This window comes from Kitasatospora albolonga (assembly GCF_039535905.1).
Taxonomy (GTDB): domain Bacteria; phylum Actinomycetota; class Actinomycetes; order Streptomycetales; family Streptomycetaceae; genus Kitasatospora; species Kitasatospora albolonga.
This window is the reverse complement of sequence record NZ_BAAAYB010000065.1, coordinates 34948-59929: the sequence shown is the minus strand read 5'-3', so window position 1 is coordinate 59929 and position 24982 is coordinate 34948. Positions and strand designations below refer to the sequence as shown.

Here is a 24982-nt window from a genome sequence, read left to right as displayed (position 1 = left end):
CCGTCGGTAGGGGAGGTGCTCGGTGGCGGACAAGCTCGGCGGCCTGCTGCGCGGGTTCCGGGACGAGGCGGGCCTGACGCAGGAACAGGTCGCCGAACGGTCCGGGGTCAGCGTGCGCACCATCCGCCGCCTGGAGAGCGGGAGTTCCACCAACCACCGGATGGGCACGGTCCAGCTGCTCGCCGACGCGCTCGGCCTCGGCGAGCAGGACCGGGCCCGGCTGGCCGCGACCCTGGCCGGATCGCCCGGCGACCCGGTCGGCCCCACCGCGCCGGCGACGACCACCGCCCCGGACGACCTGACCGCGGCCGCGCTCGAACTGGCCACCGAGGTCCGGCGCCGCTGGCGGCGGGAGGAGGCCCAGCGCCGGGTCCACGACCCGTTCCCGCTGCCGGTCCGCTGGCAGGCGGCACCGTCCGGCCTGACGGACCGTCCGGAGAACATCCAGCGGCTCGGGCCGGGCGGCCGGTCGCAGGAGGTCGACCTCGGCGGCGACCTGCGCGCGGTGGCCGAGGTCTACCGCCGGATCCCGTCCGGCCGGCTGGTGATCCTCGGCCGGGCCGGCTCGGGCAAGTCCGTGCTGGCCATCCGGTTCACCCTCGACCTGCTCGCGGCCCCGGCGGCCGGCGGCCGGGTGCCCGTCATCCTCGGCGTGGGCTCGTGGGACCCGTCCACCACCGCCCTGCGGGACTGGCTGGTCGCCCGGCTGCTGCGCGACCACCCGCACCTGGCCCGCCGCAGCGCCCGGGGCGCCACCCTGGCGGCGGCGCTGGTCGACGCCGACCTGGTGCTCCCCGTGCTGGACGGCTTCGACGAGATGGCCCCCGGCCTGCGCCGCGAGGCCCTCGAAGCGCTCAACGCGACCTCCTCCCCCCTGGTGCTCACCAGTCGGCGGGCGGAGTACGCCGACGCCGTCGGCGCGGCCCACGCACCGCTGGTCTGGGCCGGGGCCGTCGAGCTCACCGACCTGACCCTCGACGACCTCGCCGACTACCTCCCCCGGACCACCCGTGCCCACCTGGCCACCGCGGATACGGCCGCACCCGCCGAGGGCCGTCCCGCCGAGGCGCACGCCGGTGCCTGGGACACGGTGCTCGCGCGACTGCGCCGTGCCCGGGACGCGCACGACCCCCGGGGTGCGGACCTGGCGGCGGTGCTGACCACCCCGCTGATGGTCATCCTGGCCCGGACGCTCTACAGCGACACACCCGGCCGCGACCCCGCCGAGCTCCTCGACCCCACCCGGTTCCCCACCGCCCGCAGCCTGGAGGAGCACCTGCTGGCCGGCTTCGTGCCCGCCGTCTACCGCCGCCGCGCCCCGGAGCGGGACGCCGGCGGCCGGCGGCCCGGGGCGCCGTTCGCCGACCCGGCCCGGGCCGAGCGCTGGCTCGGCCACCTCGCCCGGCACCTGAACCGGCTGGACCACGAGCAGCGCGACCTGGCCTGGTGGCAGCTCAGCGACTCGCTCTCCCGCCGCTCCCGGAGCCTGGCCGTCGTGCTGGCCACCGGACTCAGCGTGGCGATCGCGGACTGGCTGCTCTGCCTCCTCCTCAGCCCGCTCCCCGGGTTCCGGCTCCTGCTCCAGGGAACGCTGCTGGGCCTGGCGGCCGGGCTCGCCTTCGGCTCCGTCTACGCGCTGGCGGACCGCTCGCGGAGCGGCGCGCCGCTCGAACCGGCGGGCGTCCGGCTGACCCTGCGGCACGGACCCGGAGGGCTCGGCCGCCGACCGCTGCGCACCTTCGCGATCCGCGCCGGTCAGGGGCTGTTCGGCGGAGCCGTGATGGGCACCGGCTGCGCCCTCGCCCTCACCACCGAACGCGCGGTGGCCTCGGGGACCCGGCTCGCCGACCGGTGGGTCGTCGAGGGCACCCTGATCGATGTCCTGGTCTTCGCCCTCACCTTCGGCCTGGCCGCCGCCCTGGTCTTCGGGCTGGTGGCCGCACTGGAGGCACCGGTCGACGTGACCGCCGCCGCCACCCCGGCCGTGCTGCTCGCCTCCAACCGCAGCACCGTGGGCCGGCAGTTCCTGGTGCTGGCCCCGGCCCTCACCCTGGCCATCGCGCTCACCGGCCGCCTCCTGGTGCAGCTGCTCCGGGGCTCGCTGGACCGGCGGTTGGAATGGGAGTTCTGGGACGGTCTGCTGATCGGGGCGGTCGGCGGCCTGGGCGGCGCCACCGCGTACCTGCTGGCCTTCACCGCCTGGGGCCAGTGGCTGCTGCTGGCCCGGATCTGGCTCCCGCTGACCGGCCGGCTGCCGTGGGACCCGGCGGCCTTCCTCGACGACGCGTATCAGCGCGGGGTGCTGCGGCAGACCGGTGCGGTGCACCAGTTCCGGCACCTCCGGTTGCAGCACCACCTCGGCGGCCGCTGCGGCCGGACGCCTCCGGGCCTCGGCCCGGGGCCGGCCGCCGGAGCCTGACGACCGGTCAGCGATGGCCGGTGGCATGGCCTGTCCACCGGACGCGGGCCGCCACCAGGATCGGGACGACCGGCCCGCCGCGTGCCACCCCGCCGCGCGGGCCCTCCCGACGAAGGGTTCCCCGATGACCTCCGCGATGCCCACCCGCCTCGCCGCCGGCGCGGCGGTGCTGCTCGCCGTCCTGACCGGTGCCGCCCCGGCCGGTGCCGCCGTCCCCGCGCCCGCCGCCCCCGCGCCCGCCGCCGTCTCCGCCGCCGTCCCGGCCTTCGCCGACGGCCAGGGCCTGACCGTGCTGGCCGGCGCCACCGAGGTGCACGGCCCCGGCGACTTCACCATCACCGTGACGACCCCTCAGGTCGCCGGGAAGCACCGGATCCGGATCCTGCTCCCGGCGGGCTACGACGCCGACCCGGGCCGCCGGTGGCCGGTCGCCTACTTCCTGCACGGCGGGTGGCGGCGGGGTGGACGACGTGGCCGCCGCGCCCGCGCTGCACTCGGACTCGATGATCACCGTGGTGCCGGACGGCGGGCTCAAGGGCTGGTACGCCGACTGGCTGATGCAGAACACGGCGGAGGGGGCGGCGAACTGGGAGACCTTCCACCTCACCCAGGTCGTCCCGTTCGTCGACGCCAACCTGCGCACCGTCGCGGACCGGGCGCACCGGGCGGTGACCGGGCTGTCGATGGGCGGCTTCGGCGCGCTGCACTACGCCGAGAGCCGGCCCGACCTGTTCGGGCCACGTCGCGGCGCTGTCCGGCGGCATCGACTTCGGCATCTGGCAGGTGCGGGCGGCGGTGCTGGCCACCGAGCTGAACGTGACCGGCGCCTGGTGCGCGGTCAGCAGCTCCTCGGGCTCCGGCTCGGGCGACTGCACCGGCTACGGCCCCTACGTCGACAGCGACGCGATCTTCGGCTCGCCGTACCCGGTGTTCAACGCGGACCGGATCTGGAAGGCGGTGGACCCGGCCGCGCCGAAGAACCTGGCCCGGCTCTCCGCCACCGGCATCACCCTCTACACCGGCAACAACGACGTGATCGACGCCAACACCGCCGTCGCCTCCAGGAACGTCAAGAACCGGCTGGACGCGCTGGGCATCCCCAGCCGCCTGGTCGACTACGGCAACGGCGCGGCGCTCGCCCCGACCTGCAACGGCGGCCACAACTACGGCTGCTGGGCCCCGGCCTTCGCCGACTACGTGCCGCGCCTGGCCGCCGCCTTCGCGGCAGCGGGCTGACCGGCCGTCACCTGCGCCTCCCCCGTACCGACCCGAGCGATCCCCAGAGGAGCACAGCCATGAAGCACACCCGGCAGCGGTTCGCGGCCGTCATCGGAGCGGTGGCGGCGGCAGCCGCGCTGCTGACCGCGGGCACCGCCCAGGCCGCCCCGGCGGGCGACCACTCCGCCACCCTCGCGGCGCTGAAGACCTTCCAGGCCGCCGCCGGCCCGGGCGCCGGGATCTTCGCCGGCGACACCACCGGCTCCTGGCAGCTGTCGGTCGGCACCAGCACCATCAACACCAGCAAGCCGGTGCTGGCCGACCAGTACTTCCGGATCGGCAGCCAGAGCAAGTCCTTCACGGCGGCGACCGTGCTCGCCCTGGCCGACGAGGGCAAGGTCGCGCTGGACGCGAGCGTGGCGACCTACCTGCCGGGCGTGGTGAACGGCAACGGCCACGACGGCACCGTCATCACGGTGCGTCAGCTGCTCCAGCACACCAGCGGAATCCCCTCCTACGACCCGCTGGGCAGCCTCGCCCTGGCCGAACCGGACGGGTCCTTCAAGGCGGCCACCCTGGTGCGCGAGGGACTGAAGCGGCCCCCGGCCGGAGCCCCGGGCACCGTGTTCAGCTACTCCAACACCAACTACCTGATCCTCGGCATGATCGTGGAGGAGGTGACCGGCCTGCCCGTCCACGAGGCCGTCACCCGCCGGGTGATCCAGCCCCTCGGCCTGACCCGCACGCTCTTCCCCGCCCCCGGCGACCGGGCCCTGCCCGCGCCGGGCATCCCCGGCTACCACGGTGCCCGGCTCGGCCCCTTCTTCTTCTGGAGCCCGGCCCTCGACTACGACCCCTCGCTGTTCGGCCCGGCCGGGGCGGTCATCTCCACCGAGCAGGACCTCGCGACCTTCTACCGGGCCCTGCTGAACGGGCAGGTGCTCTCCCCGGCGATGACCGCCGAGCTGCTCGCCACCACCCCGGTCACCAGTGACGCGTACGGCCTCGGCGTGTTCAGGATGGCCCTGTCCTGCGGCGGCGAGGCGTGGGGCCACAACGGCGGCGTCCCCGGCTACTTCAGCCAGACGGTGGCCACCAAGGACGGCCGGTACGCCTCCGCGATGACCAACGTGCACTTCACCAACAACACGCCCGTGCAGCAGATCTTCACCCTGCTGGACACCGCGCTCTGCGAGAACCACCGCTAGCGGTGCGCGCCGCCGGCTGACGGGCCCTCATACGGAGGGGAATGCGGGCCCGTAGCCGTTGGCCGCCAGCCAGGGGAGGAGGCGGGCGAGGGCGGAGACCGTCTGGGAGCGGTCGCCCCCGCCGTCGTGGAGGAGGACGACGCCGCCGGGGCGGAGGTCGTGCTGGACGCGGGAGAGGATGGTGTCGGCGCCCGGGCGGCTCCAGTCGCGCGGGTCGACGGACCAGCCGAGGGGACGCAGGCCGTTCCGGGCGGCGACCGACCGGTTCTCGTCGGTGAAGGCGCCGCCGGGCGCGCGGAACCAGGGGACCTGGGTGCCGGGCCCGCCGGCCTGGACGATCATCGCCTTGGCGTCGACGATCTCCTCCACCATCCGCTGCCGGGGCAGCGCCGCGAACGGCTGGGGGTGGTCGACGCTGTGGTCGCAGAGCCGGTGCCCCTCCGCGCGGATGCGCCGGATCAGCTCCGGGTGCGCGGCGGCGTTCCTGCCCGTGACGCAGAAGGTGGCCCGGACGCCGTACCGGGAGAGCAGGTCCAGGACCTGGCCGGTCGCCGCCCCCGGGCCGTCGTCGAAGGTCAGCGCGACGCCGTGGCCGGTCCCGGTGGAGGTCACCAGCTCGGTCGAAGTCCCTTGCGGGGGAGGGGGCTTCGGGGTGCTCGGCCTCGGGGTGCTCGGCTTCGGCGGCGGTGGCTCGGACGGCGACGGGGAGGCCGGCTTCGAGGGGGAGGGCGGTCGGGGGCTCGACGGCTTCGGGGTCGGCGAGGGCGTGGGTGAGGGTGCCGGTGTCGGAGAATCCGTGCGGCCGGCCGTCGGTGACGGAGCGTCGGAGGAGGCCGGGGCGGAGGGGGACGCCGACACCGTGGCGGCCGGCCGTTCCGTGGCCACGGGGGCGACGGAGCAGCCGGCCAGCACGGCGACCAGCAGGACGAGGGATGACCGGTGGCGGGGCGTCCACATGGCGGGTGGCTCCTGGGGTCGCGGACCGGCGGGGAGACACCAGGAAGGACGAGGCGAACACCTGCCCGGGTTCCGCGCGGCGCACCGCACCGGCGCGAACCGGCCAAGGTCGGAGGGCCGGCCTCAGAACGGGTGCCAGCGCACCTCGGTGGCCCCCCTCCCGGAGCGAGGCCACCCGGCGGGTGAACTCCGCGAGCGCCGACGGGTTCCCGGCCGCCTGCTGCGCCACCCAGGAGGCGCTGGCGGTCTCCCGGGCGCCGCGCAGCACGGCGAAGCCGGGCCAGTCCCGGACGTCCAGGCCGTAGGCCTCGGTGAAGGCGAGGTACTCCTCCTCCGGGACGCCGTAGCGGTCGTGGCTGAGGGCCAGCACCACCAGGTCGTGTTCGCGCAGGTCCGAGGAGGCCGTCTCCAGGTCGAGCAGGACGGGCCCGTCCGCGCCGACGTGGACGTTGCGGGGGAGGGCGTCGCCGTGGATCACGCCCGGGGGCAGCGCGGGGACCAGCTCGGCGAGGGCGGCCTGGTGGTCGGCCCGGCGGGCCCGCAGGAAGGCGACGTCCTCGGGGGCGACCGCGGTGGCGGCGGTGGCCAGCCAGCGGTCCACCGGGGCGAGCAGGTCCCGGGCCGGGAGGTCGAACGGTGCGGCGGGAAGGGCGTGCAGCGCCCGCAACAGCGGGGCCAGGTCGGCCGGGCGGGCCGGGCGGACGGCCGGGGCGAGCCGGTGCCAGAAGGTGACGGGGTGTCCGTCGACCTCGAAGGCGGTGGACGCCCAGGGGCGGACGACGGGGAGGCCCTGGCCGTCGAGCCAGTCCGCGACGGCCAGTTCGCGCCGGGCCCGGCCGGCCACCTCCGTCCCCCCGGCCCACCTTGGCGACCACGGCGGGGGAGCGCAGGTCGAAGACGGCGTTCTCCGCGAGCGCGAGCAGCTCGGCGTCCCGCGGTTCGGGCAGCCCGGCGGCGGCGCAGGCACGGGTGAGCAGGGCAGCGGCACGGGAGGCGTCGAAGACGGTCATCCGAGCATCATCGCCCAGCGCACCCGCCGGCCCCGCCTTTCCGCGCTGCCGGGTCGGGGGACGCGGGGCGGACCGGGGGACGGGAGGTGCGGGGCTCGAAGCGGGCAGGTCGGGGCGGAGGGAACCGGGCGGCGCGGCGGGATCTGACGGGTCGTCGGGTCGGTGAGGGTCGGTCTCAGGGTGGAACTCCACCCTGAGGGGGAGGCGTATCCGACCGGAGCAGGAGGTGCGGCCACCGCGTGCAGGTCAGGATGGGTCAGGGCCGTGCCACGGCCTTCGGGGGGTGCACCGACCGGGGCCCGCTCGTCCGGCCGGACGGGGGGTCTCGTAGGATGCTCACACTCACTTACCTGCCGACCGGCTAACAAGACGTCAGCCGGTCTCTGCCGTCGCCCGTGTCCCGTCCCCCAAGGGCAGCGGTGAACCATGCCCAGGAGGCCACAGCGAGCATGTTCCACCGGATCGGACAATTCGTCGTCAAGCGGCGCGTGGTGGGTGATCGTCGCCTGGGTGGTCGCCGCCATCGGGATCATCGCCACCAGCGCCGCCGCTCACCGCGCAGACGGACCAGAGCAGCTTCCTGCCCCGCCACTACGAGTCCATCCGGGCTTCGGTGGTGCAGCAGGAGGCGTTCCCCGCCAGCTTTCACGCCCTCCGCCTTCGTGCTCTTCGAGCGCACGGACGGCGCCCCGCTCGCCGAGGCGGACAAGGCGGGCGGCGATGGCCAAGGTGGTCAAGGGCCTCGAGGACAAGAGGTCAAGTTCGTCGAGCACGTGCTGGCCGGTGACCGACCTGACCACCTCGAAGGAACGGCAAGTACGCCCTCTCCGCCATCGGCATGGAGAAGGACAAGGCCTACACGCCCGAGGCCGCCGACAGCGCGAAGGAGCTGCGCGTAGAGACCGCCAAGCAGCTCGGCGAGGGCAGCTCCCTCAAGGTGCAGCTGGGCGGCCAGGTCGCCCAGAACCTGGACCAGAAGGACTCCTCCGAGCTCGCCAACGCGCTGATCGGCCTCGGCACGATCGTGATCATCCTGCTCACGCCAGCTCGGCATCATCTTCCGCAGCCCGATCATCGCCTTCCTGCCGGTGCTCTCGGTCTTCGTCTACTCGATGGTCGCCAACGGCCTGATCGGGTACGCGGTGAAGGCCTTCGGCCTCAAGGCCGACAGCTCGGTCTCGGCGATCCTGATCATCGTGCTGTTCGGCGTCGGCACCGACTACTTCCTCTTCCTGATGTTCCGTTACCGCGAGCGCCTGCGGGCCGGTGACGACCGGAAGGAGGCCGTGGTCAACGCGGTCGGCCGGGTCGGCGAGGCGATCACCTCCGCCGCCGGTGCCGTGATCGTGGCCTTCAGCGTGCTGGTGCTCTCCAGCCTCGGCATGTTCAAGGCCATGGGCCCCTCGCTGGCCATCGCGGTCGGCGTGACCGCCGTCGCCTCCGTCACCCTGGTGCCGGCGATCCTGTCGCTGATCCCGCAGAAGGTCCTGTTCTGGCCGTCCAAGGCCTGGCAGCGCGAGCCCGAGGGTGCCAAGTTCGCCGCGCTGGGCCGCCTGGTGCAGCGCCGCCCGCTGGTCACCGCGATCGCCTCCGGCGCCCTGCTGCTCGCCTTCTCGGCGGCGGCCCTCGGCTACAAGGGCACCTTCGACCTGGCGGCCGGCTCGATGCCGAAGACCAAGGAGTCGATGGTCGTCCAGGACACCATGATGAAGGCGTTCTCGGCCGGCGCCGCCGACCCGAGCCACGTCTACGTCAAGGCCAAGGAGGGCTCCAAGCTCGACGAGGCCGCCTTCCCGGCGTACGTCGCCGAGCTGGGCAAGGTCCCCGGCGTGGCCACGGTCGTGCCGAAGCCCGAGGTCAGCAAGGACGGCACGGTCGCCGACTTCACCGTCATGCTCAAGGACGCCCCGGCCACCAACGAGGCCATCGCGACCGTGACCGACCTGCGTGACGTCGCCCACGCCAAGACCCCGACCGGCACCGACGCCCTGGTCGGCGGCGTGACCTCGATCTACAAGGACATCAACTCCGCGATGGCCCGCGACTACTCGCTGGTCTTCCCGGTCGCGGCCGTCCTGATCATGCTGATCCTCGGCCTGCTGCTGCGCAGCGTGGTGGCCCCCTGGTACCTGATGGCGGCCGTCGGCCTCGGCTTCACCGCCACCGTCGGCGCCACCAGCCTGATGTTCCAGCACGTCCAGGGCGAGACGGGCGTGATGTTCATGCTCCCGATGCTCATCTACCTGTTCGTGGTGGCCATCGGCACCGACTACAACATCCTGATGATCGCCCGTCTGCGGGAGGAGGCGGCCGAGGGCCACGACCCGCGCAGCGCGGCCTCGTTGGCGATCCGTCACGGCGGCCCGACCATCGCGGCGGCCGGCTTCATCCTGGCGGCCACCTTCGGCACCATGCTGCTGGCGGGGAACATCTTCTTCAGCGAGATCGGCTTCTCGGTGGCCTTCGGCATCATCGTCTCGGCCTTCGTGATGTCGCTGTTCTTCACCCCGGCGCTGACCGCGCTGCTCGGCAAGTGGGCCTGGTGGCCGGGGCACGCCCAGCTGCCCGGCCACGGCGCCGAGCCGGCGGACCTGCGGAACCCGGAGCCGGCCGGCCGCCACTGAGGCGCCGCAGGCCGTAGCGCCCGCACCGGCCCGGGGCGGTGGACCGTTCGAACGGTCCACCGCCCCGGGTGCGGGAAAAAATCTCTGATCTTCTCGGCTCCACCCGTGCTACAGTCGAAGCAGTTGCAGTTTTGGTTCCCATGAACGTATGTGTGCGCCTGCTGGTACCAACCAACAGGCGCATTTGTTTTGTCCGGTGTTTTGTCTCCGGATGGGGATCGCGGCTACTTGGAGCCTACGAGGTGTGGGTTCCTTGCCCCAGTTTTTAGAGGAGACGGTTATGGCTACCGGCACCGTGAAGTGGTTCAACAGCGAAAAGGGCTTCGGCTTCATCGAGCAGCAGGGTGGCGGCCCGGACGTGTTCGCCCACTACTCGAACATCCAGGCCAACGGCTTCCGTGAGCTCGTCGAGGGCCAGCAGGTCGAGTTCGACGTGACCCAGGGCCAGAAGGGCCCGCAGGCCGAGAACATCCGCGTCATCGGCTGAAGCTGATCCACGCGAGAGCGAGGGCCCGTACCGCTCGGTGCGGGCCCTCCCTCATGCCGCCGAACGGCCGGGGCGGCAACACCTTCCTGACGGCCGATCACCAGGACGATCGCCACGCGCGCACCCATGTGCCCGCCGGTGGCCATCGGACGTCCAGGACGGAGTACCACCCCGTATGAGCACCCCCGCACGTCCGCCGCGCGCCCGCCGCGGCCCGCAGCAGTCCGCCGACCGCGCCCAGGCCCCGAGCCGCGAGCGGTCCGGCGAGCGCACCCAGCAGTCCCGCACCGGCGGCCGCGGCCAGCAGGGCGCCCGTGGCCAGCAGGGCGGCGGCGCCCGCCGCGCCCCGCGTGCCCGCACCGCTCCGCAGGCCCCCGCCGACTTCACCGTGGTCGAGGGCACCCCGGCCCGTCCGCCGGCCGCCACCTTCGCCGAGCTGGAGATGCCCAAGGGCCTGCTCTCGGCGCTCGGGCAGCAGGGCGTGACCGAGCCCTTCCCGATCCAGTCCGCCACCCTGCCGGACTCGCTGGCCGGGCGCGACGTGCTCGGCCGCGGCCGCACCGGCTCCGGCAAGACGCTGGCCTTCGGCCTGTCGCTGCTGGCCCGCACCGCCGGCAAGCGCGCCTCCGCGCGCAGCCCGCTGGCCCTGGTGCTGGTGCCCACCCGCGAGCTGGCCCAGCAGGTCACCGACGCGCTCACCCCGTACGCCACCGCCGTGAACCTGCGGATCGCCACCGTGGTCGGCGGCATGTCGATCAACCGCCAGGCCAACGCGGTGCGCCGCGGGGCCGAGGTGCTGGTCGCCACCCCGGGCCGCCTCGACGACCTGATCAACCGTCAGGACGTGCAGCTCGGCGACGTGCAGATCACCGTGCTCGACGAGGCCGACCAGATGGCCGACATGGGCTTCCTGCCGCAGGTCACCAAGCTGCTGGAGCAGGTCGCCCCGGGCGGGCAGCGGATGCTGTTCTCCGCCACCCTGGACCGCAACGTCGACCGCCTGGTGCAGCGCTTCCTGACCGACCCGGTCACCCACTCCGTGGACCCCTCGGCCGGTGCCGTGACCACCATGGACCACCACGTGCTGCAGCTGGAGGCGACCGACAAGGTCTCCGCCGCCGCGCACATCGCCTCCCGCGAGGGGCGCCTGATCATGTTCGTGCACACCAAGCACGGCGCCGACCGCCTCGCCAAGCAGCTGCTGGCCAGCGGCGTCCGGGCGGCCGCGCTGCACGGCGGCAAGTCCCAGCCCCAGCGCAACCGGGTGCTGGACCAGTTCCGCGACGGCCACGTCACCGCGCTGATCGCCACCAACGTGGCGGCCCGCGGCATCCACATCGACGGCCTCGACCTGGTCGTCAACGTGGACCCGCCGATCGACCACAAGGACTACCTGCACCGCGGCGGCCGCACCGCCCGGGCCGGCGAGTCCGGCACCGTGGTGACCCTGGTGCTGCCCGAGCAGCGCCGCGAGGTCAGCCGCCTGATGACCACGGCCGGGATCCGGCCGACCATCACCAAGGTGCGCCCCGGCGACGCCGAGCTGGCCAAGATCACCGGTGCCCGCACCCCGAGCGGCGTCGCCGTCACCCTGGCCCCGCCCGTGGTGGCCGCCCCGGCCGCCGACCCGAACGCCGCCCCGGCCCAGCCGCGCCGTCGCGCCCCCAAGCGCTCCGGCCTGCCCGCCGACGTGGACATGAACGGCAACGCCCGCCGCCCCCGCCCCAAGCAGCGGATCGGCGCCGGCGGTTCCGGCTCCGGTGGTTCCGGCGGCGGCCGCACGGCGGCCGGCTTCATCGGCAAGTCCTCCGGCCGCAATCCGGGCTCCGGCTCCAAGAGCGGCTCCAACTACGGCACCGGCCGCCAGCGCCGCAAGTCCGACTGAGCGTCGGCACGGGCTCCCCACAGGGGCGGTGGACCTTCGCGGTCCGCCGCCCCTGTGGCGTTCGCGTGCACGTTCCGTCACGGACGCGCACCGGAACGGCCGTCGGGGGTGTGCTACGTTCTGCGCCGCCGCAGGATGGCGGCTGACGACGGGGCACGGGGGAAGGAAGCCTGACATGTCGGGTGGGTACCAGGTCGATCCGGAGGCGATACGGCGTTTCGGCCGCACCTCCGGGGAACGGGCGGCCAGGCTGCGGGAGATCCGGGCTCGCCTGGGGGCGCACCAGTTGCCCGCCGGCGCGTTCGGCAAGCTGCCGGAGTCGGACGAGATCACCCGGGACTACCAGGAGCGCAGCGAAGCGGCGATCGAGAACACCGGTGCCGCTGCCGAGTCCATGGAGCGGCTGGACGAGTACGCGCAGGGCCTGGCCCGCTCCTACGACGGCATCGAACAGGGGCTCTCCGACGAGCTGACCACGATGGCCGGGGGGGACGGGCGCATGAGCGGCGGACCGGCCTCGCAGGCGGCCAACGCCTACGCCAAGGTCAGTGACTGGATGAGCCCGCTCGGCAGCGTGATCGACGAGATCATGCGGCCGATCGTCGAACCGCTCGCGGAGATGCTGGAGTTCGTCACCGGCGACCCGGAGGGGCTGCTGGAGGCGTCCAAGCTCTGGAAGGAGCAGGCGGACGCGCTCCGCGAGGTGATCGCCGACCAGCGCCGGGACCGGGCCGCGCTGCGGCACGAGTGGACCGGCGAGGCCGCCGACCGCTTCCAGCAGGAGCTCGACACCTTCGAGCGGGGGCTGGAGGAGGAGGCGGACGACATGGAGAACACCGCCTTCCAGTTGGAGGAGGCGGCCGAGCAGTGCCGGTTCGCCCAGGAGATGGTCGAGACCGTCATCCGCGAGCTGATCGAGTGGGCCGTCATCAGCCTGGCCGCGGCGGCCGCGTTCAGCGTGGTCACCGCCGGCGTCTCGCTGGCTGCCGAGGCGGCGGCCGCCGCTGCCGAGGGGGCCATCGCCAGCGCCCGGATCGCCATGCTGGTAAGGAAGTTGGCGACCGCCCTGGAGAAGGTCGCGAAGGCCATGCAGAAGCTCAAGGAGATCTCCGCCGGCCCGCGCGCCAGCGTGCTGCGGCCCTCCACCTGGCGGAACCCCGCGATGCTCCAGGCGTACGCGGCGAAGAAGGTGGTCAAGACCGTCGGCAAGACCGCGCTCGGCGCGGTCGGCCTCACCGGCGATCCGGTGGGCGAGGCGGGGCAGACCGCGATCGAGCAGGGCCTGATCTACGGCGCGGACGAGGCGGACAAGCGGATCAACCCGCAGAACCTGCCCCCGACCGTAGAGTTGAGCCCCGAGGAGCGCAAGCGGCGCTTCGACCAGGCCTTCGGCTGACGGCCGGTCGGGTCGACGGGGAGGGCGGGCCGATGCTGGAGAGCGTGCGGGTGGTGGTGCAGCCGCTGCTGGAGCCGGGCGAGAAGCTGATCGAGGCGGCTCGGGTGACCTTGGTGCCCGGCATCCCGCGGCCACCCGAGCAGTACCTGACCCCGGCCCGGCCGAGTGCGGTGGAGGAGCGGCTGGCCAAGCCGTTCGGCCTGCTCCGTCGCGCCTACACGGCCGTCAATCCGCTCTCCAGCGCGGTCGGTGCGGTGGAGGACCGGATGGTGGGCGCGGTGCCCGACTCGGTCTTCCACGGCACCGGGATGGGCGGAGGCTGGGAGAGCGCGGCCGGCCGGTTCGTGATCCGACTGCACACCGAGGGCGGCCACACCAGCGGCCTGTTCGCGGTCACCGACCGGCGGGTGGCGGTCGCGGTGGACCGCTCGGCGCTCTGGCAGCTGTTCAGCGAGGAGTACGCGCTGCACTGGGCCGTCCCGCGCCACGAGGTGCGGGAGCTGCGGCGCAACGCCACCGGCGTCCTCCAGCGCGGGCGGATCGACCTGCTGTTCGCGGACGGCTCCTGGGCCGGGGTGACGGCCGATCTGCCGCGCAACGCCGACCCCTTGGTGGCGGCCTTCCACGGCTGAGCGGGCGTCAGGAGGCGGGGAGGCCGGGGCGCCGGGAGGTCGGTACGCCGGGAGATCGGCACGCCGGGAGGTCAGCAGGTCCGGGCCAGGCCGCGCAGGCGCTCGGTGGTCTCCTGGTCGCGCGGGGAGAAGACCACCAGCTGGAAGCCGTCCGGGGCCTGCAGGACCAGCTGGTCGATCCGGAGCAGGCCGAGCGTCTCGTGGGCCAAGTCCTTGGCGGTGCCGGAGCGTTCGCTGATCTGGTGCTCGTCCAGCCAGCGGCCTGCCTCCGGGAAGTGCGCGCGCAGGCGCTCCAGGGTGGCGGCCAGGGCCGGGCGGTCGCCGGCGGCGGCGCGCAGCTGGGCGATCAGGCGGCGGGCGTGCTGCTCCCAGTCAACGGTGCGGTCACGGTTGGGGCGGTGCGCGAAGGCCAGCCAGGCCAGGTTGCGGTCGGCGGGGGCGTGCCGGGAGAAGGCGAACAGGGCGTCCGCCTCCGGGTTCCAGGCCCGCACCTGCCAGTCGGCGTCCATCAGGAAGGCCGGGGCCGGGGACTGCGCGGTGGTCAACCGGGCCAGCGGGCCCGGCAGTTCGGCGGGAGCCGGGTCCTGGGCGGCGGACGGGTCGGAGGCCAGCCGGAACAGGTAGTCGGTCTCCGCCCGGTCCAGCCGCAGGGTCCGGGCCAGGCTGCCCAGCACCTCGGCGGAGGGGTTGATCCTGCGGCCCTGCTCCAACCACGTGTACCAGGTCACCCCGACCCCGGCGAGCAGCGCCAGCTCCTCCCGGCGCAGGCCCGGCGTGCGCCTCCGCACCCCCGGGGCGAGGCCGACCTGCTCGGGGGTCAGCCGGGCCCGGCGGGTGCGCAGGAAGTCGGACAGCTCGCTGCGCCGCAGCTCGGTGACGGTCATCTGGTTCCCCCTGGTCCTGGTAGCGCCACTACCAGTATCACCACGCACTGCTGCGCTCCGGCGCCGGGCGGGAGGGTGGAGGCATCGCAAGGACGCAGCACCGCTGGTGAAGCAGTACCGCTGGTGTAGCAGCACCGCTCTTGAAGGAGTACCGAGATGACGAACCGTCCAATCCGTGCCGCCGCCGTGGCCGTGGTGGCCGCCGCCCTGCTGGGCACCGCCGTGGCCCCGGCCGTGGCCGCCCGCCCCCGTCCGCAGGCCGTGGCCTCCGCCCCCGTGCTGGCCGGGCACGCCGACAGCCTGCACCCCGAGGACGCCGTCTGGGACGCCGGGCACGGCCGCTTCCTGGTCGGCTCGATCCGGCACGGCACGGTCTCGGTGGTCCGCCCCGACGGCTCGGTGCGCACCCTGGTGGACGACCCCGCCAAGCTGGTCTCGGTGATCGGTATCCAGATCGACCGGGCCCGCAACCGGGTGCTGGTCGCCAACGCCGACCCCGGCTTCGGGCTGCGCCACGACGCGGCGAAGGTGGTCGCGGGCATCGGGGCCTACGACCTGGAGACCGGGCGGCGGATCTTCTACACCGACCTGGCGGCGGTGGCCGCCGACGCCGGGCGGCACTTCGCCAACGACATGGTGCTGGGCCCCGACGGCGAGGCGTACGTGACCGACTCCTTCGCCCCGGTGCTGTACCGGGTGCGGCCGGACGGCCGGGCCTCGGTGATCCTGCGGGACCAGCGACTGGCCGCTCCGGTGGGCGGCTTCGGGCTGAACGGGATCGTGCGGCACGGCCGGACGCTGCTGATCGCCAAGTACGACGACGGCACGCTGTGGCGGGTGCCGGTCGACCGGCCGGAGGACTTCCGTCAGGTCCGGCTGACCGGCCCGAAGGCGATCGGTCTGGACGGTCTGTACAGCGCCTCCGAGGGCCGCCTGCTGGGCGTCACCAACACCCTGGGCGGGGCCGGGGCCGACACCCTGGTGGACATCCGCTCCACCGACGGCTGGCGCACCGCCGTCCTGACGGCCCGTCCGTCCGCCGACCCGGCGCCGACGGCGGTGGTGGCCGGCCCGCACGGCTCCGTCTTCACGCTGTCCGGCCGGATGGACCTGCTGTTCGGCGGCACCACGGACGACCGGTTCACCCTGCGTAGGCTGTGACCCATGGAACTCGACGCGCAGCGCCTTGACGAGCAGAGCCTCGGTGAGCAGGAACGGTGCCTGGACGAGCTGCTCACCGCACTCGGCCTGGCCTGGGACGAGCCCGCCGACCCGCGCGTCGAGGCGCTGGCCGCGCGCCAGCCGCTCTACCCGCAGTACCACCGGGTGGGCCACAAGCGGCAGTTGGTGTTCCGCGCCCTGGAGGCCGGGCCGCGGCAGCGGGTCCTGGAGCACTACCCGGCGCTGCTGCGGGCGGTGGCCGCCGACCCCGACCCGAGCTCGCCGCGCTTCCTGGTGGCCGTCCTCGCCGACGCGGTGGGTCCGCGCCGGGCCCGGGCCGACCTGGACGCGGCCGGCGCCTCGGCGGCGGCGCTGCGCTGGGCCCTGCCGGACTAACGCACCACTTCGGGCACGGGCCGGACGTACGACCGGTCGGTGAGGGCGAGCGCCTCCGCCGGGCCGGCCGCGCGGAGCACCACGTCCAGGACGGCGTCCGGGTCGCAGGCGTAACCGCCGCTGGCCCAGGCCGGGTTGGCCTCGACCACGGCCCAGCTGCCGTCGGCGAGCTGCCCGACGTCCACCACGGCCGCGCTCGGCAGGCCGCCGGTGGCGAGCACCTCGGCGGCGAAGGCCAGGGCGGCGGGCGGCAGCCCCGGGGAGACCGCCAGCTCACCGCCGACCGCGTAGCGGCTCGCGGTGCGGACGGCGCCGTCGAGGACGAACAGCCGGTACTCGGTGGCGAACGTGACCACGTCGCTGACCAGGACCGGGGTGTCGTCGTCCAGGGCGTCCTGGCCGGGCAGGCCGCTGCCGTCCGGGTAGACCCGGGCCGCGAAGAGCTTGTCGCCCGGTGGCTTGAGGAAGGCGGGGCGGCGCAGCTCCCGTGCCTCGGCGAGGGTGACGGCCGCCACCTGACGCCCCAGCAGCTCCTGCGGCAGGGTGGTCAGCCAGTCGTCCGGCGGCTCCAGCGGCGCGACGCCGAGCACCCCGGCCGCCACGTCGGCGAACAGCGGCCCGCCGTACAGGTGCGCGGGCCGCACCCCGGCCAGCTCGGACGGCACTTCCCAGCGCACGGCGGTGTGGGCCGTGAGCCCGCGGTGCCGGGCCCGGGTCAGCAGCTGCAGACCGGTCTCGTTGATCCGGGGGGCGAGCAGGAGAAGCGTCATGCGGCCCATGCTGGCCGACCGGGGCGGTCCTGACGAGTGGATTCTCCCTGGCCTGACGGGGTGTCAGGATGATCGAATGGAAGTATGACCACGATGCGTACCTCCCTGGGCCCGCTGAAGTTCACCGACGGCCGCTGGGCGCTGGGTGATCCGGAGCGCCGGGGCGGGGGCGCCTGGGTGGAGTTCCGCCCGGAGGGGATGCTCGCGCACGCGCGGGACGGCGGGGAGGAGCTGCTGCCCTGGACCCGGATCATGAACGGCATGGGGGTCAGGATCGGTGCCAGGTACACGCAGCACGGTGCGACCGTCAGCCCGCTCGGCCTGGTCGCCGCGATGCCCGGACCGTTCCGTGGGCGCGGTGGTGGCTACCTGCACATGACGGTGCGTCACCCCTACGACGACCACACGGTCTTCTTCGACCGCCACCCGCACTGGTACGCGCTGATGGAGGTGTCGATCCTGGAGGCACTGCTCGGACACCTCACCGAGGCCCAGGAGTTGCACCGCCTCGCCGACGAGGCCTGGCTGTCCCGGGTGGTCGAGCGGGTCTCCCGGCGGAGGTGGCAGACCCGCTGGCAGATGCACCGGGCGATCGCCGAGGCGCTGGCGGCCGGCGGGGTGGCGGCTCCGTGACGGACCAGGCGCCGGCCGACCCGGCGGTGGCGGACGAGGCACTGGCCTCCCAGCCGGTCGGCTACTGGGCCGGGCTGGCCCACGAGGTGGTGACCGCGCACCTGCGGGACGCGATGGCCAGGATCGACGTGACCCAGCCGCAGTACTGGGTGCTCAACCGGGTGCACGGCGGGCCGGCCGCCCCGGCCCGCGCGGAGGCGCTGGCCCAGCTGACCCCGATGGCGGCCGGGCCGGACGAGATCGGGCGGACGGTCGACCAGTTGCTGTACCGGGGCTGGCTGCGCTCCGACGCCGAGGACCGGCTGTACCTCACGGACGACGGCGAGGCGGCGCGGCTGAGGCTGCGGGCGCTGGTGACCGAGCTGAGGGCGGTGGTGCACGAGGGCGTCGACGACCAGGAGTACGCCGCCGCCCTGAGGGTGCTGCGCCGGATGGTGGCGAACGTCCGCGGGGCCCGGGCGGCCGAGGCGCCCTGGACGGCCGAGCCGCGCTAGGCGGCGCGCAGGGCGGTGTGGCGGGCCTGGTCGTAGCGGTGCAGGAGCAGCTCGGCGATCTCCGGGGCGGCGCCGAGGACCGGGGCGACCAGGTCGACGCCGGCGGTGCGGGCGGCCTCGGTGATGCGGTCGGGGAGCAGGCCGGGGGCCAGCAGGTAGGGGGCGACGGCGAGTTGGCGTACGCCCGGGGTGGCGCGCAGGGCGGCGGCGGCGTCGGCCGGGTGCGGCGGGACGGCGGAGGCGTGGGCGACCTCGACGGCGGCGAAGCCGCGGGTGCGGCGGTACTCCTCGGCGACGGCGCGGGTGGCGGCGTTGGCGGTCTGGTCGGAGGAGCCGGCGGCGGCCAGCACCAGGCCGGTGTGCGGGGCGTCGGCGAAGTCCAGCCCGGCCTCGGTGAGGCGGCGGTCCAGGGCGGCGAGCAGCAGCGGGGAGGGGCCGAGCACGTCGGCGAGCGGAAGGTCGTGGGCCCCGGCCTCGCGGAGGGCGGCGGGGATGTCGCTGCGGGCGTGGAAGGCCCGGTTGAGCAGCAGGGGGACGGCGACGGCGCCGCGGAGCCGGGGCGCGACCTGGCCGAGGCGGGGCGCGCAGTGGTCGAGGTAGGCGGTGGTGACGTCCAGGTCCGGGCGCAGAGCGCGGACCCGTCCGGAGAGGGCCTCCACCGTGGCGGCGTGCCTGGGGTCCCGGCTGCCGTGGGCGATGAGCAGCAGGGCGGGGCCGCCCGCGCCGCCGCCGGGGTGGCGGGGCGCGGGCGGGCGGCCGTGGTGCAGCAGCATCGGAGCGGCCTTACCGGGTGCCGTGCAGCAGACCGCGGTTGCGCAGCACGCGGCGCTCCAGCGGGCTGAAGACGAGCAGGTCGATGGCGACGCCGACGATCAGGATGAGGATGATCCCGAGCAGGACGCCGGACATGTCGGCGAACTCGCGCTGGTTCTCCAGGTAGCGGCCCAGGCCGATGCCCAGGTCGGGGGAGGCGGCGATGAGTTCGGCGGCCATCAGGGAGCGCCAGGAGAACGCCCAGCCCTGCTTGAGGCCGGCCAGGTAGCCGGGGAGGGCGCCGGGCAGCAGGATGTGCCGGGCCTGGACGAGGCCGCTGGCGCCCATGGTGCGGCCGGCCCGCAGCAGGATCGGCGGCACCTGGTCGATGCCGGCCACCAGGCCGTTGGCGACCGAGGGGACGGCGCCGAGCAGGATGACGGCGTACATGGTCTGGTTGTTGACGCCGAGCCAGATGACGGCGGCGGGGACCCAGGCGACCGAGGGCAGCGACTGCAGGCCGGAGAGGATCGGACCGATCGCGGCGCGCACCGGCTTGACCTGGGCGACCAGCAGGCCGATCGGGGTGCCGATGACCACGGCCGCGACGAAGCCGGACAGGCCGCGCCAGAGGCTGGTCCAGATGATGCTGAACAGGGTGCCCTGGCCCCAGAGGTCGGCGAGCGAGGCCCAGACCATGCCGGGGCTGGGGAGCTTGTACTCGTCGGTGAGCTCCAGGCTGAAGGCGCTCTGCCAGACGACCAGCACCAGGGCGATGGCGATGACCGGGGGCAGGGCCTTCTGACGCAGGGTCACCAGCAGCGGGGTGCGGGTGGCGACGACCGCGTCCAGGGCGTCCAGGCCGGCGCCGACGTCGGCGCTGCTGGGGCTCGGGCTCTTGTCGAGCAGGGGGGTGGTCTCAGTGCTGGCCATGGCGGCGGATCTCCCCACGCAGCTCGTCGGTGATTTCGATGGACAGGTCGGCCACGCCGGCGGACTCGATGCGGCGGGGCTGGGGCAGGTCGATGCGCCACTCCTTGGCGACCCGTCCGGGGCGCGAGGAGAGCAGGACGACCCGCTGGGCGAGGCGGACGGCCTCGCGCACGTTGTGGGTCACGAACAGGACGGTGAGCTTGCGCTCCGCCCAGATCCGGGTGAGCTCGTCGTGCAGCACGTCGCGGGTGATGGCGTCGAGCGCGGCGAACGGCTCGTCCATCAGCAGCACGTCGCTGCCCTGGGCCAACGCCCGTGCCAGCGCGACGCGCTGGCGCATGCCGCCGGAGAGCTCGTGGACGCGCTTGCCGTGCGCGCCGTGCAGGCGGACCAGTTCGAGCAGCCGCTCGGCCTCGGCGCGCCGCTCGGCCTTGGGCGTGCCGCCCAGGCGCAGGGCGAGCTCGATGTTCTTGCCGGCCGTCAGCCAGGGGAAGAGCGCGTGCTCCTGGAACATCAACGCGGGCCGTCCGCCCGCGAGTTGGATGTCACCGGCGGTGGGCTTGTCCAGCCCGGCCACCAGGTTGAGCAGGGTGGACTTGCCACAGCCCGAGGCGCCGAGCAGGGTGACGAACTCACCCGGGGCGACGTCGAGGGTGATGTCGTCCAGCACGTGGGTGGCCGCGCCCGGGCGGCCGAAGGACTTGTGGACGTGCGAGATCCGGACGGCGGGGGCGCCGGTCGGGACCTCGGCGCTCTGCGCGCTCTTCGAGGTGGTCAGTGCCGTGGTCATCTCCGGGCACCTCCTGGGTGACTGGTCTGGCGGCTGGCGAAGGGAGTGGGAGCCGGGGTCCGGCCCCGCCCGGCCCGTTTGACTGGGCATCGACCGGACTGGGCGGGGGCACGGACCTCGGAGCTTGACGGGCGCTGCTTACTTGGCGCTCAGGCCGGCGTCCGCGACGGCGGCCTGGCTCTTCTCCTTGAGCACCTTGTTCAGCAGGGTCAGGTCGTAGATCCCGGCCAGGTTGGGCTTCTTGAGGAGACCGGCGGTCACCGCGTTGTCGGCCTCCTTCTGCAGGGTGGAGGCCAGCGGGTCGTCGATGAAGTCGATGTCCGCCCACGCCGGGTCGAGGATGGCGGGCTCCAGCGCGTTGCCGGCCGCCTCCTTGATGGCGGCGTTGGCGGCCTCCTTGGCCTTGGCCGGGTTGGCCTTGATGTAGGCGTTGGTGTTCACCGAGCCGCGCAGCACGGCCTCGACCACGTCCGGGTGCTCCTTGAGGAACTTCTGCGAGACGATGATGTTGGTGATCACGAACTTGTTGTCCGGCCAGAGGGACTTCTCGTTGAGGAGCTCCTTGGCGCCCAGGGTGACCAGCTTCGAGGCGGTGGGCTCGGGGACCCAGGCGCCGTCGATGGAGCCGGACTTGTAGGCGTCGGGGGTGACCTTGTTGTCCGAGCGGACCACCGAGACGTCACCGGCGCCGGAGTTGGCGTCGACCTTCCAGCCCTTGCCGGCCAGGAAGGAGAGCAGGGCGACGTCCTGGGTGTTGCCGATCTGCGGGGTGGCGATCTTCTTGCCCTTGAGGTCGTCCACCGACTTGATCTTGTCGGGGTTGACGACCAGCTTGACGCCGCCGGAGGCCGAGCCGCCGATGATCTTCAGGGCCTCGCCGTTGGACTTGGTGTAGCCGTTGATGGCGGGGGAGGGGCCGATCCAGCCGATGTCGATGGAGCCCGCGTTGAGCGCCTCGATCTCGGCGGGGCCGGCGTTGAAGATCTGGGTCTTGATCTGGGTGGCGCCGAGCTCCTTCTGGATCAGGCCCTCCTTGAGGCCGACCAGCGGGGTGCCGTGGGTCAGGTTGGCGAAGTAGCCGATCTTCACCGTGTCCGCGGAGAGCTTCGCGGCGCCCGCCGAGGAGGCCGGGGCGGCGGCGGGGGCCTTGTCCTCGCTCTTGGAGCCGTAGCCGCAGGCGGAGAGCAGGCTGATCGCGGTCAGGCCGGCCACGGTGGCGGCAGCGGTCCGTCTGAAGCGGGCGGAGGTGCTGTTCTGCGCAGTCATTGCTTCGTCCTCTGGCAAGTTCATGGAAGAAAGAAAGAAAGTCGGGCGTGGGTGCCTGCGGATCCGGAGCGACCGCCGCTGTGGGAAGCGGCCGCCCCGGTGACAGGGGCTCAGAGCCCCTGTCCGCCTGCACATCGCGTCAGCCCGCCCTGGCCACTGCCGAGGACGCCGCTGCCGATGCGGCCGCCTTCCTTGTCCATGCCCGAGAACGCGTCGCTGGGCATCAGACCCAGTCCTCCTCGTCCGGTTCCTGCGCGTTGGGAGTGGTGTCGAAGGCCTCGCCCGCCATGCCGGCGGTGAGGGTGGTGCCGTCGGCCGGGTCGATCAAGAGGAAGGACCCGGTACGGCGGTTGTCGGTGTAGGGGTCGAGCGCCAGCGGCTCCGCCGTGCGCAGGACCACGTGCCCGATCTCGTTGACCTCCAACCCCTCGGCGCCGGAGCGCCGTTCGAGGCTGTCGATGTCGATGCGGTAGGTGATGTCCTTGACGATCGCGCGCACCGTGCGGGTGGTGTGCTTGAGCAGCACCTTGGCCCCGATGGTCAGCGGGCGCTCGTTGAGGTGGCAGACGGTGGCCTCGACGTCCTTGGTGGGGACGGGAGTCGCACCGGCCGCGATCAGGTCGCCGCGGGAGATGTCGATGTCGTCGGCCAGACGGACCGTCACCGACTGGGGGGCCCAGGCGATGTCGGTCTCGGTGCCGAGCGCGTCGATCCCGGTGACGGTGGTGGTCCGCCCGGCCGGCAGCACCGTGACGGTGTCGCCGACGCGCAGCACGCCGGAGGCCAACTGGCCCGCGTAGCCACGGTAGTCGGGGAGCTCGGCGGTCTGCGGACGGATCACGTACTGGACCGGGAAGCGGGCCGGCTCGTCGCTGGGGTCGGTGCCGACCGGCACGTTCTCCAGGTGCTCCAGCAGGGTCGGGCCGCCGTACCAGTCCATGTGCGCGGACGGCTCGACCACGTTGTCCCCGGCCAGGGCCGAGATCGGGACGGCGACGATGTCCGTGACGCCGAGCGAGGCCGCGTAGGCGGTGAACTCCTCGGCGATGGCCGCGAAGACGGGCTCGGCGTACTCGACCAGGTCCATCTTGTTGACCGCCAGCACCACGTGCGGCACGCGCAGCAGGGCGGCGACGGCCGCGTGGCGGCGGGTCTGCTCGACCACGCCGTTGCGGGCGTCGACCAGCACCACGGCCAGTTCGGCGGTGGAGGCGCCGGTGACCATGTTGCGGGTGTACTGCACGTGGCCGGGGGTGTCGGCGAGGATGAACCGGCGCCGGGCGGTGGCGAAGTAGCGGTACGCCACGTCGATGGTGATGCCCTGCTCGCGCTCGGCCCGCAGACCGTCGGTGAGCAGCGCCAGGTCCGGCGCCTCCTGACCGCGGCTCAGGGAGGCGCGCTCGACGGCCTCCAGCTGGTCGGCCAGCACGGACTTGGAGTCGTGCAGCAGGCGGCCGACCAGGGTGGACTTGCCGTCGTCGACGGATCCGGCGGTGGCGAAGCGCAGCAGCGAGGTGGCGGTTGCTTCCTGGGTGGTGCTCATCTTAGAAGTACCCTTCGCGCTTGCGGTCTTCCATCGCGGCCTCGGAGAGCTTGTCGTCGGCGCGGGTGGCGCCGCGCTCGGTGAGGCGGCTGGCGGCGATCTCGGTGATGATGTCCGCGTTGGTGGCGGCGTCGGAGTCGACGGCGCCGGTGCAGGACATGTCGCCGACGGTGCGGTAGCGGATCAGTCGGGTCTCGACCTGCTCGGTCTCCTTGGGCCCGCCCCACTCGCCCGCGGTCAGCCACATGCCGTCGCGCTTGAACACCGCGCGCTCGTGGGCGTAGTAGATGCCCGGCAGCTCGATCTGCTCGCGCTCGATGTACTGCCACACGTCCAGCTCGGTCCAGTTGGAGAGCGGGAAGACGCGCACGTGCTCGCCGGCCGCGTGGCGGCCGTTGTAGAGCGACCACAGCTCGGGGCGCTGGCGGCGCGGGTCCCAGGCGCCGAACTCGTCGCGCAGGGAGAAGACGCGCTCCTTGGCGCGGGCCTTCTCCTCGTCGCGGCGGCCGCCGCCGAAGACGGCGTCGAACTTGTGGGACTCGATGGCGTCCAGCAGCGGGACGGTCTGCAGCGGGTTGCGGGTGCCGTCGGGGCGCTCGCGCAGCCGGCCGTCGTCGATGAAGTCCTGCACGTTCGCCACGTACAGCCGCAGGTTGTGCTTGGCGGCCACCCGGTCGCGGTACTCGATGACCTCGGGGAAGTTGTGGCCGGTGTCCACGTGCAGCAGGGCGAAGGGGACCGGCGCCGGGGCGAAGGCCTTGAGCGCCAGGTGCAGCATGACGATGGAGTCCTTGCCGCCGGAGAAGAGGATCACCGGCCGCTCGAACTCGCCCGCCACCTCGCGGAAGATGTGCACCGACTCCGCTTCGAGCGCGTCCAGGTGGGACAGCGCGAACGGCGACTCGGTGAGCTGCGGGGTGTGGGTCGCGGTGGTCATGCCAGGCCCCTCTCGGTCAGGAAGGCGTACAGCTCGGCGGCGGACTCCTCCACCAGGCGGCCCTGCGTCTGGAGCCTCAACTCCGGTGCGGTCGGGGCCTCGTAGGGGTCGTCCACGCCGGTCAGGCCGGAGATCTCACCGGCCGCCTGCTTGGCGTACAGGCCCTTGACGTCCCGCTCGGAGCACAGCTCCACCGGAGTGGCCACGTGCACCTCCAGGAACTCGGTGCCCAGCTCGGCGTGCCGCTCGCGGACGGCGGCCCGGGAGTCGGCGTAGGGGGCGATCACCGGGGCCAGGACCTTCACGCCGTTGCGGGCCAGCTTCTCGGCGACGAAGCCGATCCGCGCCACGTTGGTGTGCCGGTCCTCCTTGCTGAACCCCAGCCCCTTGGACAGGAACTCACGGATCTCGTCACCGTCGAGGACCTCGACCTTGTGGCCCTCGGCGCGCAGCCGCCCGGCCAGCGCGAAGGCCAGCGTGGTCTTGCCCGCGCTCGGCAGCCCGGTCAGCCACACCGTGGCGCCGCGCTCGCAGGGGGCGGCCTGCGGGGCCGCCTCTGCGGCTCCGTCGGCGGCCAGGGTGTGGA

22 protein-coding genes and 2 pseudogenes are annotated in these 24982 nt (G+C 73.7%); 13 read left to right on the top strand and 11 right to left on the bottom strand.

The features are described from left to right. Positions 1-22 precede the first annotated feature (22 nt). From ABD946_RS16370 to ABD946_RS16355, 4 genes and pseudogenes are all read left to right on the top strand, one after another. Positions 23-2419: a helix-turn-helix transcriptional regulator gene (locus ABD946_RS16370; protein WP_345284209.1), complete on the top strand. Its 2397-nt coding sequence runs from the start codon at positions 23-25 to the stop codon at positions 2417-2419. A 503-nt stretch (positions 2420-2922) separates the two neighbouring features. Then, positions 2923-3096: pseudogene (locus tag ABD946_RS16365) on the top strand (alpha/beta hydrolase-fold protein); the annotation flags it as partial. Between the two features lie 118 nt (positions 3097-3214). Further along, positions 3215-3655 carry a hypothetical protein gene (locus ABD946_RS16360; RefSeq protein WP_345284367.1) on the top strand — a complete coding sequence of 147 codons (441 nt, stop codon included), beginning with the start codon at positions 3215-3217 and terminating at the stop codon, positions 3653-3655. A gap of 59 nt (positions 3656-3714) precedes the next feature. Beyond that, entirely contained in the window at positions 3715-4845 is a 1131-nt protein-coding gene (locus tag ABD946_RS16355; RefSeq protein WP_345284357.1) for a serine hydrolase domain-containing protein, read from the top strand. A gap of 27 nt (positions 4846-4872) precedes the next feature. Here ABD946_RS16355 and ABD946_RS16350 read toward each other — a convergent pair whose 3' ends face one another. Both ABD946_RS16350 and ABD946_RS16345 read right to left on the bottom strand, forming a co-directional pair. Next, a complete protein-coding gene (locus tag ABD946_RS16350) occupies positions 4873-5457 on the bottom strand; it encodes a polysaccharide deacetylase family protein (protein WP_345284207.1) in 585 nt (194 codons plus the stop codon). Positions 5458-5925: 468 nt separating this feature from the next. Continuing rightward, positions 5926-6812, bottom strand: a pseudogene (locus ABD946_RS16345) (phosphotransferase enzyme family protein). 1088 nt (positions 6813-7900) lie between these two features. Between ABD946_RS16345 and ABD946_RS16340 the strand changes: the two are divergent. The 5 genes from ABD946_RS16340 (at position 7901) to ABD946_RS16320 (ending at position 13836) form a co-directional block, all read left to right on the top strand. Beyond that, a complete protein-coding gene (locus ABD946_RS16340) occupies positions 7901-9436 on the top strand; it encodes an MMPL family transporter (RefSeq protein WP_345284205.1) in 1536 nt (511 codons plus the stop codon). Between the two features lie 280 nt (positions 9437-9716). Then, entirely contained in the window at positions 9717-9923 is a 207-nt protein-coding gene (locus ABD946_RS16335; protein WP_345284203.1) for a cold-shock protein, read from the top strand. 175 nt (positions 9924-10098) lie between these two features. Then, complete coding sequence (locus ABD946_RS16330; protein WP_345284201.1) at positions 10099-11808, top strand: DEAD/DEAH box helicase; 1710 nt, start codon at positions 10099-10101, stop codon at positions 11806-11808. 175 nt (positions 11809-11983) lie between these two features. After that, positions 11984-13204, top strand: a complete 1221-nt coding sequence (locus ABD946_RS16325; RefSeq protein WP_345284199.1) for a WXG100 family type VII secretion target — start codon at positions 11984-11986, stop codon at positions 13202-13204. 32 nt (positions 13205-13236) lie between these two features. Next, positions 13237-13836: a hypothetical protein gene (locus ABD946_RS16320; RefSeq protein WP_345284197.1), complete on the top strand. Its 600-nt coding sequence runs from the start codon at positions 13237-13239 to the stop codon at positions 13834-13836. Positions 13837-13907: 71 nt separating this feature from the next. Here the strand turns inward: ABD946_RS16320 and ABD946_RS16315 are convergent, their stop codons facing one another. After that, a complete protein-coding gene (locus tag ABD946_RS16315) occupies positions 13908-14720 on the bottom strand; it encodes a helix-turn-helix domain-containing protein (protein ID WP_345284195.1) in 813 nt (270 codons plus the stop codon). A 156-nt stretch (positions 14721-14876) separates the two neighbouring features. Between ABD946_RS16315 and ABD946_RS16310 the strand changes: the two genes are divergently transcribed. Together ABD946_RS16310 and ABD946_RS16305 are read left to right on the top strand one after the other, a co-directional pair. Then, positions 14877-15881 carry a hypothetical protein gene (locus ABD946_RS16310; protein ID WP_345284193.1) on the top strand — a complete coding sequence of 335 codons (1005 nt, stop codon included), beginning with the start codon at positions 14877-14879 and terminating at the stop codon, positions 15879-15881. Positions 15882-15884: 3 nt separating this feature from the next. After that, positions 15885-16277: a hypothetical protein gene (locus ABD946_RS16305; protein WP_345284191.1), complete on the top strand. Its 393-nt coding sequence runs from the start codon at positions 15885-15887 to the stop codon at positions 16275-16277. Here the strand turns inward: ABD946_RS16305 and ABD946_RS16300 are convergent. Beyond that, positions 16274-17047: an ATP-grasp domain-containing protein gene (locus ABD946_RS16300; protein ID WP_345284189.1), complete on the bottom strand. Its 774-nt coding sequence runs from the start codon at positions 17045-17047 to the stop codon at positions 16274-16276. The two genes, ABD946_RS16305 and ABD946_RS16300, sit on opposite strands and share 4 nt — an antisense overlap. 84 nt (positions 17048-17131) lie before the next feature. Here ABD946_RS16300 and ABD946_RS16295 point away from each other — a divergent pair, with 84 nt between their 5' ends. Both ABD946_RS16295 and ABD946_RS16290 read left to right on the top strand, forming a co-directional pair. Further along, positions 17132-17680: a hypothetical protein gene (locus ABD946_RS16295; RefSeq protein ID WP_345284187.1), complete on the top strand. Its 549-nt coding sequence runs from the start codon at positions 17132-17134 to the stop codon at positions 17678-17680. Beyond that, positions 17677-18174: a MarR family winged helix-turn-helix transcriptional regulator gene (locus ABD946_RS16290; protein ID WP_345284185.1), complete on the top strand. Its 498-nt coding sequence runs from the start codon at positions 17677-17679 to the stop codon at positions 18172-18174. Before ABD946_RS16295 ends, ABD946_RS16290 begins: the two co-directional genes overlap by 4 nt. On the opposite strand, the gene ABD946_RS16285 is transcribed toward ABD946_RS16290, so the two are convergent. The 7 genes from ABD946_RS16285 to cysC form a co-directional block, all read right to left on the bottom strand. Beyond that, on the bottom strand, positions 18171-18947 hold the full coding sequence (locus tag ABD946_RS16285; protein WP_345284183.1) for a sirohydrochlorin chelatase: 777 nt from the start codon (positions 18945-18947) through the stop codon (positions 18171-18173). The genes ABD946_RS16290 and ABD946_RS16285 overlap by 4 nt on opposite strands. Positions 18948-18957: 10 nt before the next feature. Further along, entirely contained in the window at positions 18958-19860 is a 903-nt protein-coding gene (locus ABD946_RS16280; protein ID WP_345284181.1) for an ABC transporter permease, read from the bottom strand. Beyond that, entirely contained in the window at positions 19847-20650 is an 804-nt protein-coding gene (locus ABD946_RS16275) for an ABC transporter ATP-binding protein (protein ID WP_345284179.1), read from the bottom strand. The genes ABD946_RS16280 and ABD946_RS16275 overlap by 14 nt, the downstream gene beginning before the upstream one ends. Before the next feature lie 138 nt (positions 20651-20788). After that, complete coding sequence (locus tag ABD946_RS16270; protein ID WP_345284177.1) at positions 20789-21916, bottom strand: aliphatic sulfonate ABC transporter substrate-binding protein; 1128 nt, start codon at positions 21914-21916, stop codon at positions 20789-20791. Between the two features lie 223 nt (positions 21917-22139). After that, entirely contained in the window at positions 22140-23459 is a 1320-nt protein-coding gene (locus ABD946_RS16265; RefSeq protein ID WP_345284175.1) for a sulfate adenylyltransferase subunit 1, read from the bottom strand. Between the two features lies 1 nt (position 23460). After that, positions 23461-24396: a sulfate adenylyltransferase subunit CysD gene (gene cysD, locus ABD946_RS16260; RefSeq protein WP_345284173.1), complete on the bottom strand. Its 936-nt coding sequence runs from the start codon at positions 24394-24396 to the stop codon at positions 23461-23463. Next, the gene (gene cysC, locus ABD946_RS16255) at positions 24393-24974 is read right to left on the bottom strand and encodes an adenylyl-sulfate kinase (RefSeq protein WP_345284355.1); all 582 of its coding nucleotides are present in this window, start codon (positions 24972-24974) and stop codon (positions 24393-24395) included. Before cysC ends, cysD begins: the two co-directional genes overlap by 4 nt. Between the last annotated feature and the right edge of the window lie 8 nt (positions 24975-24982).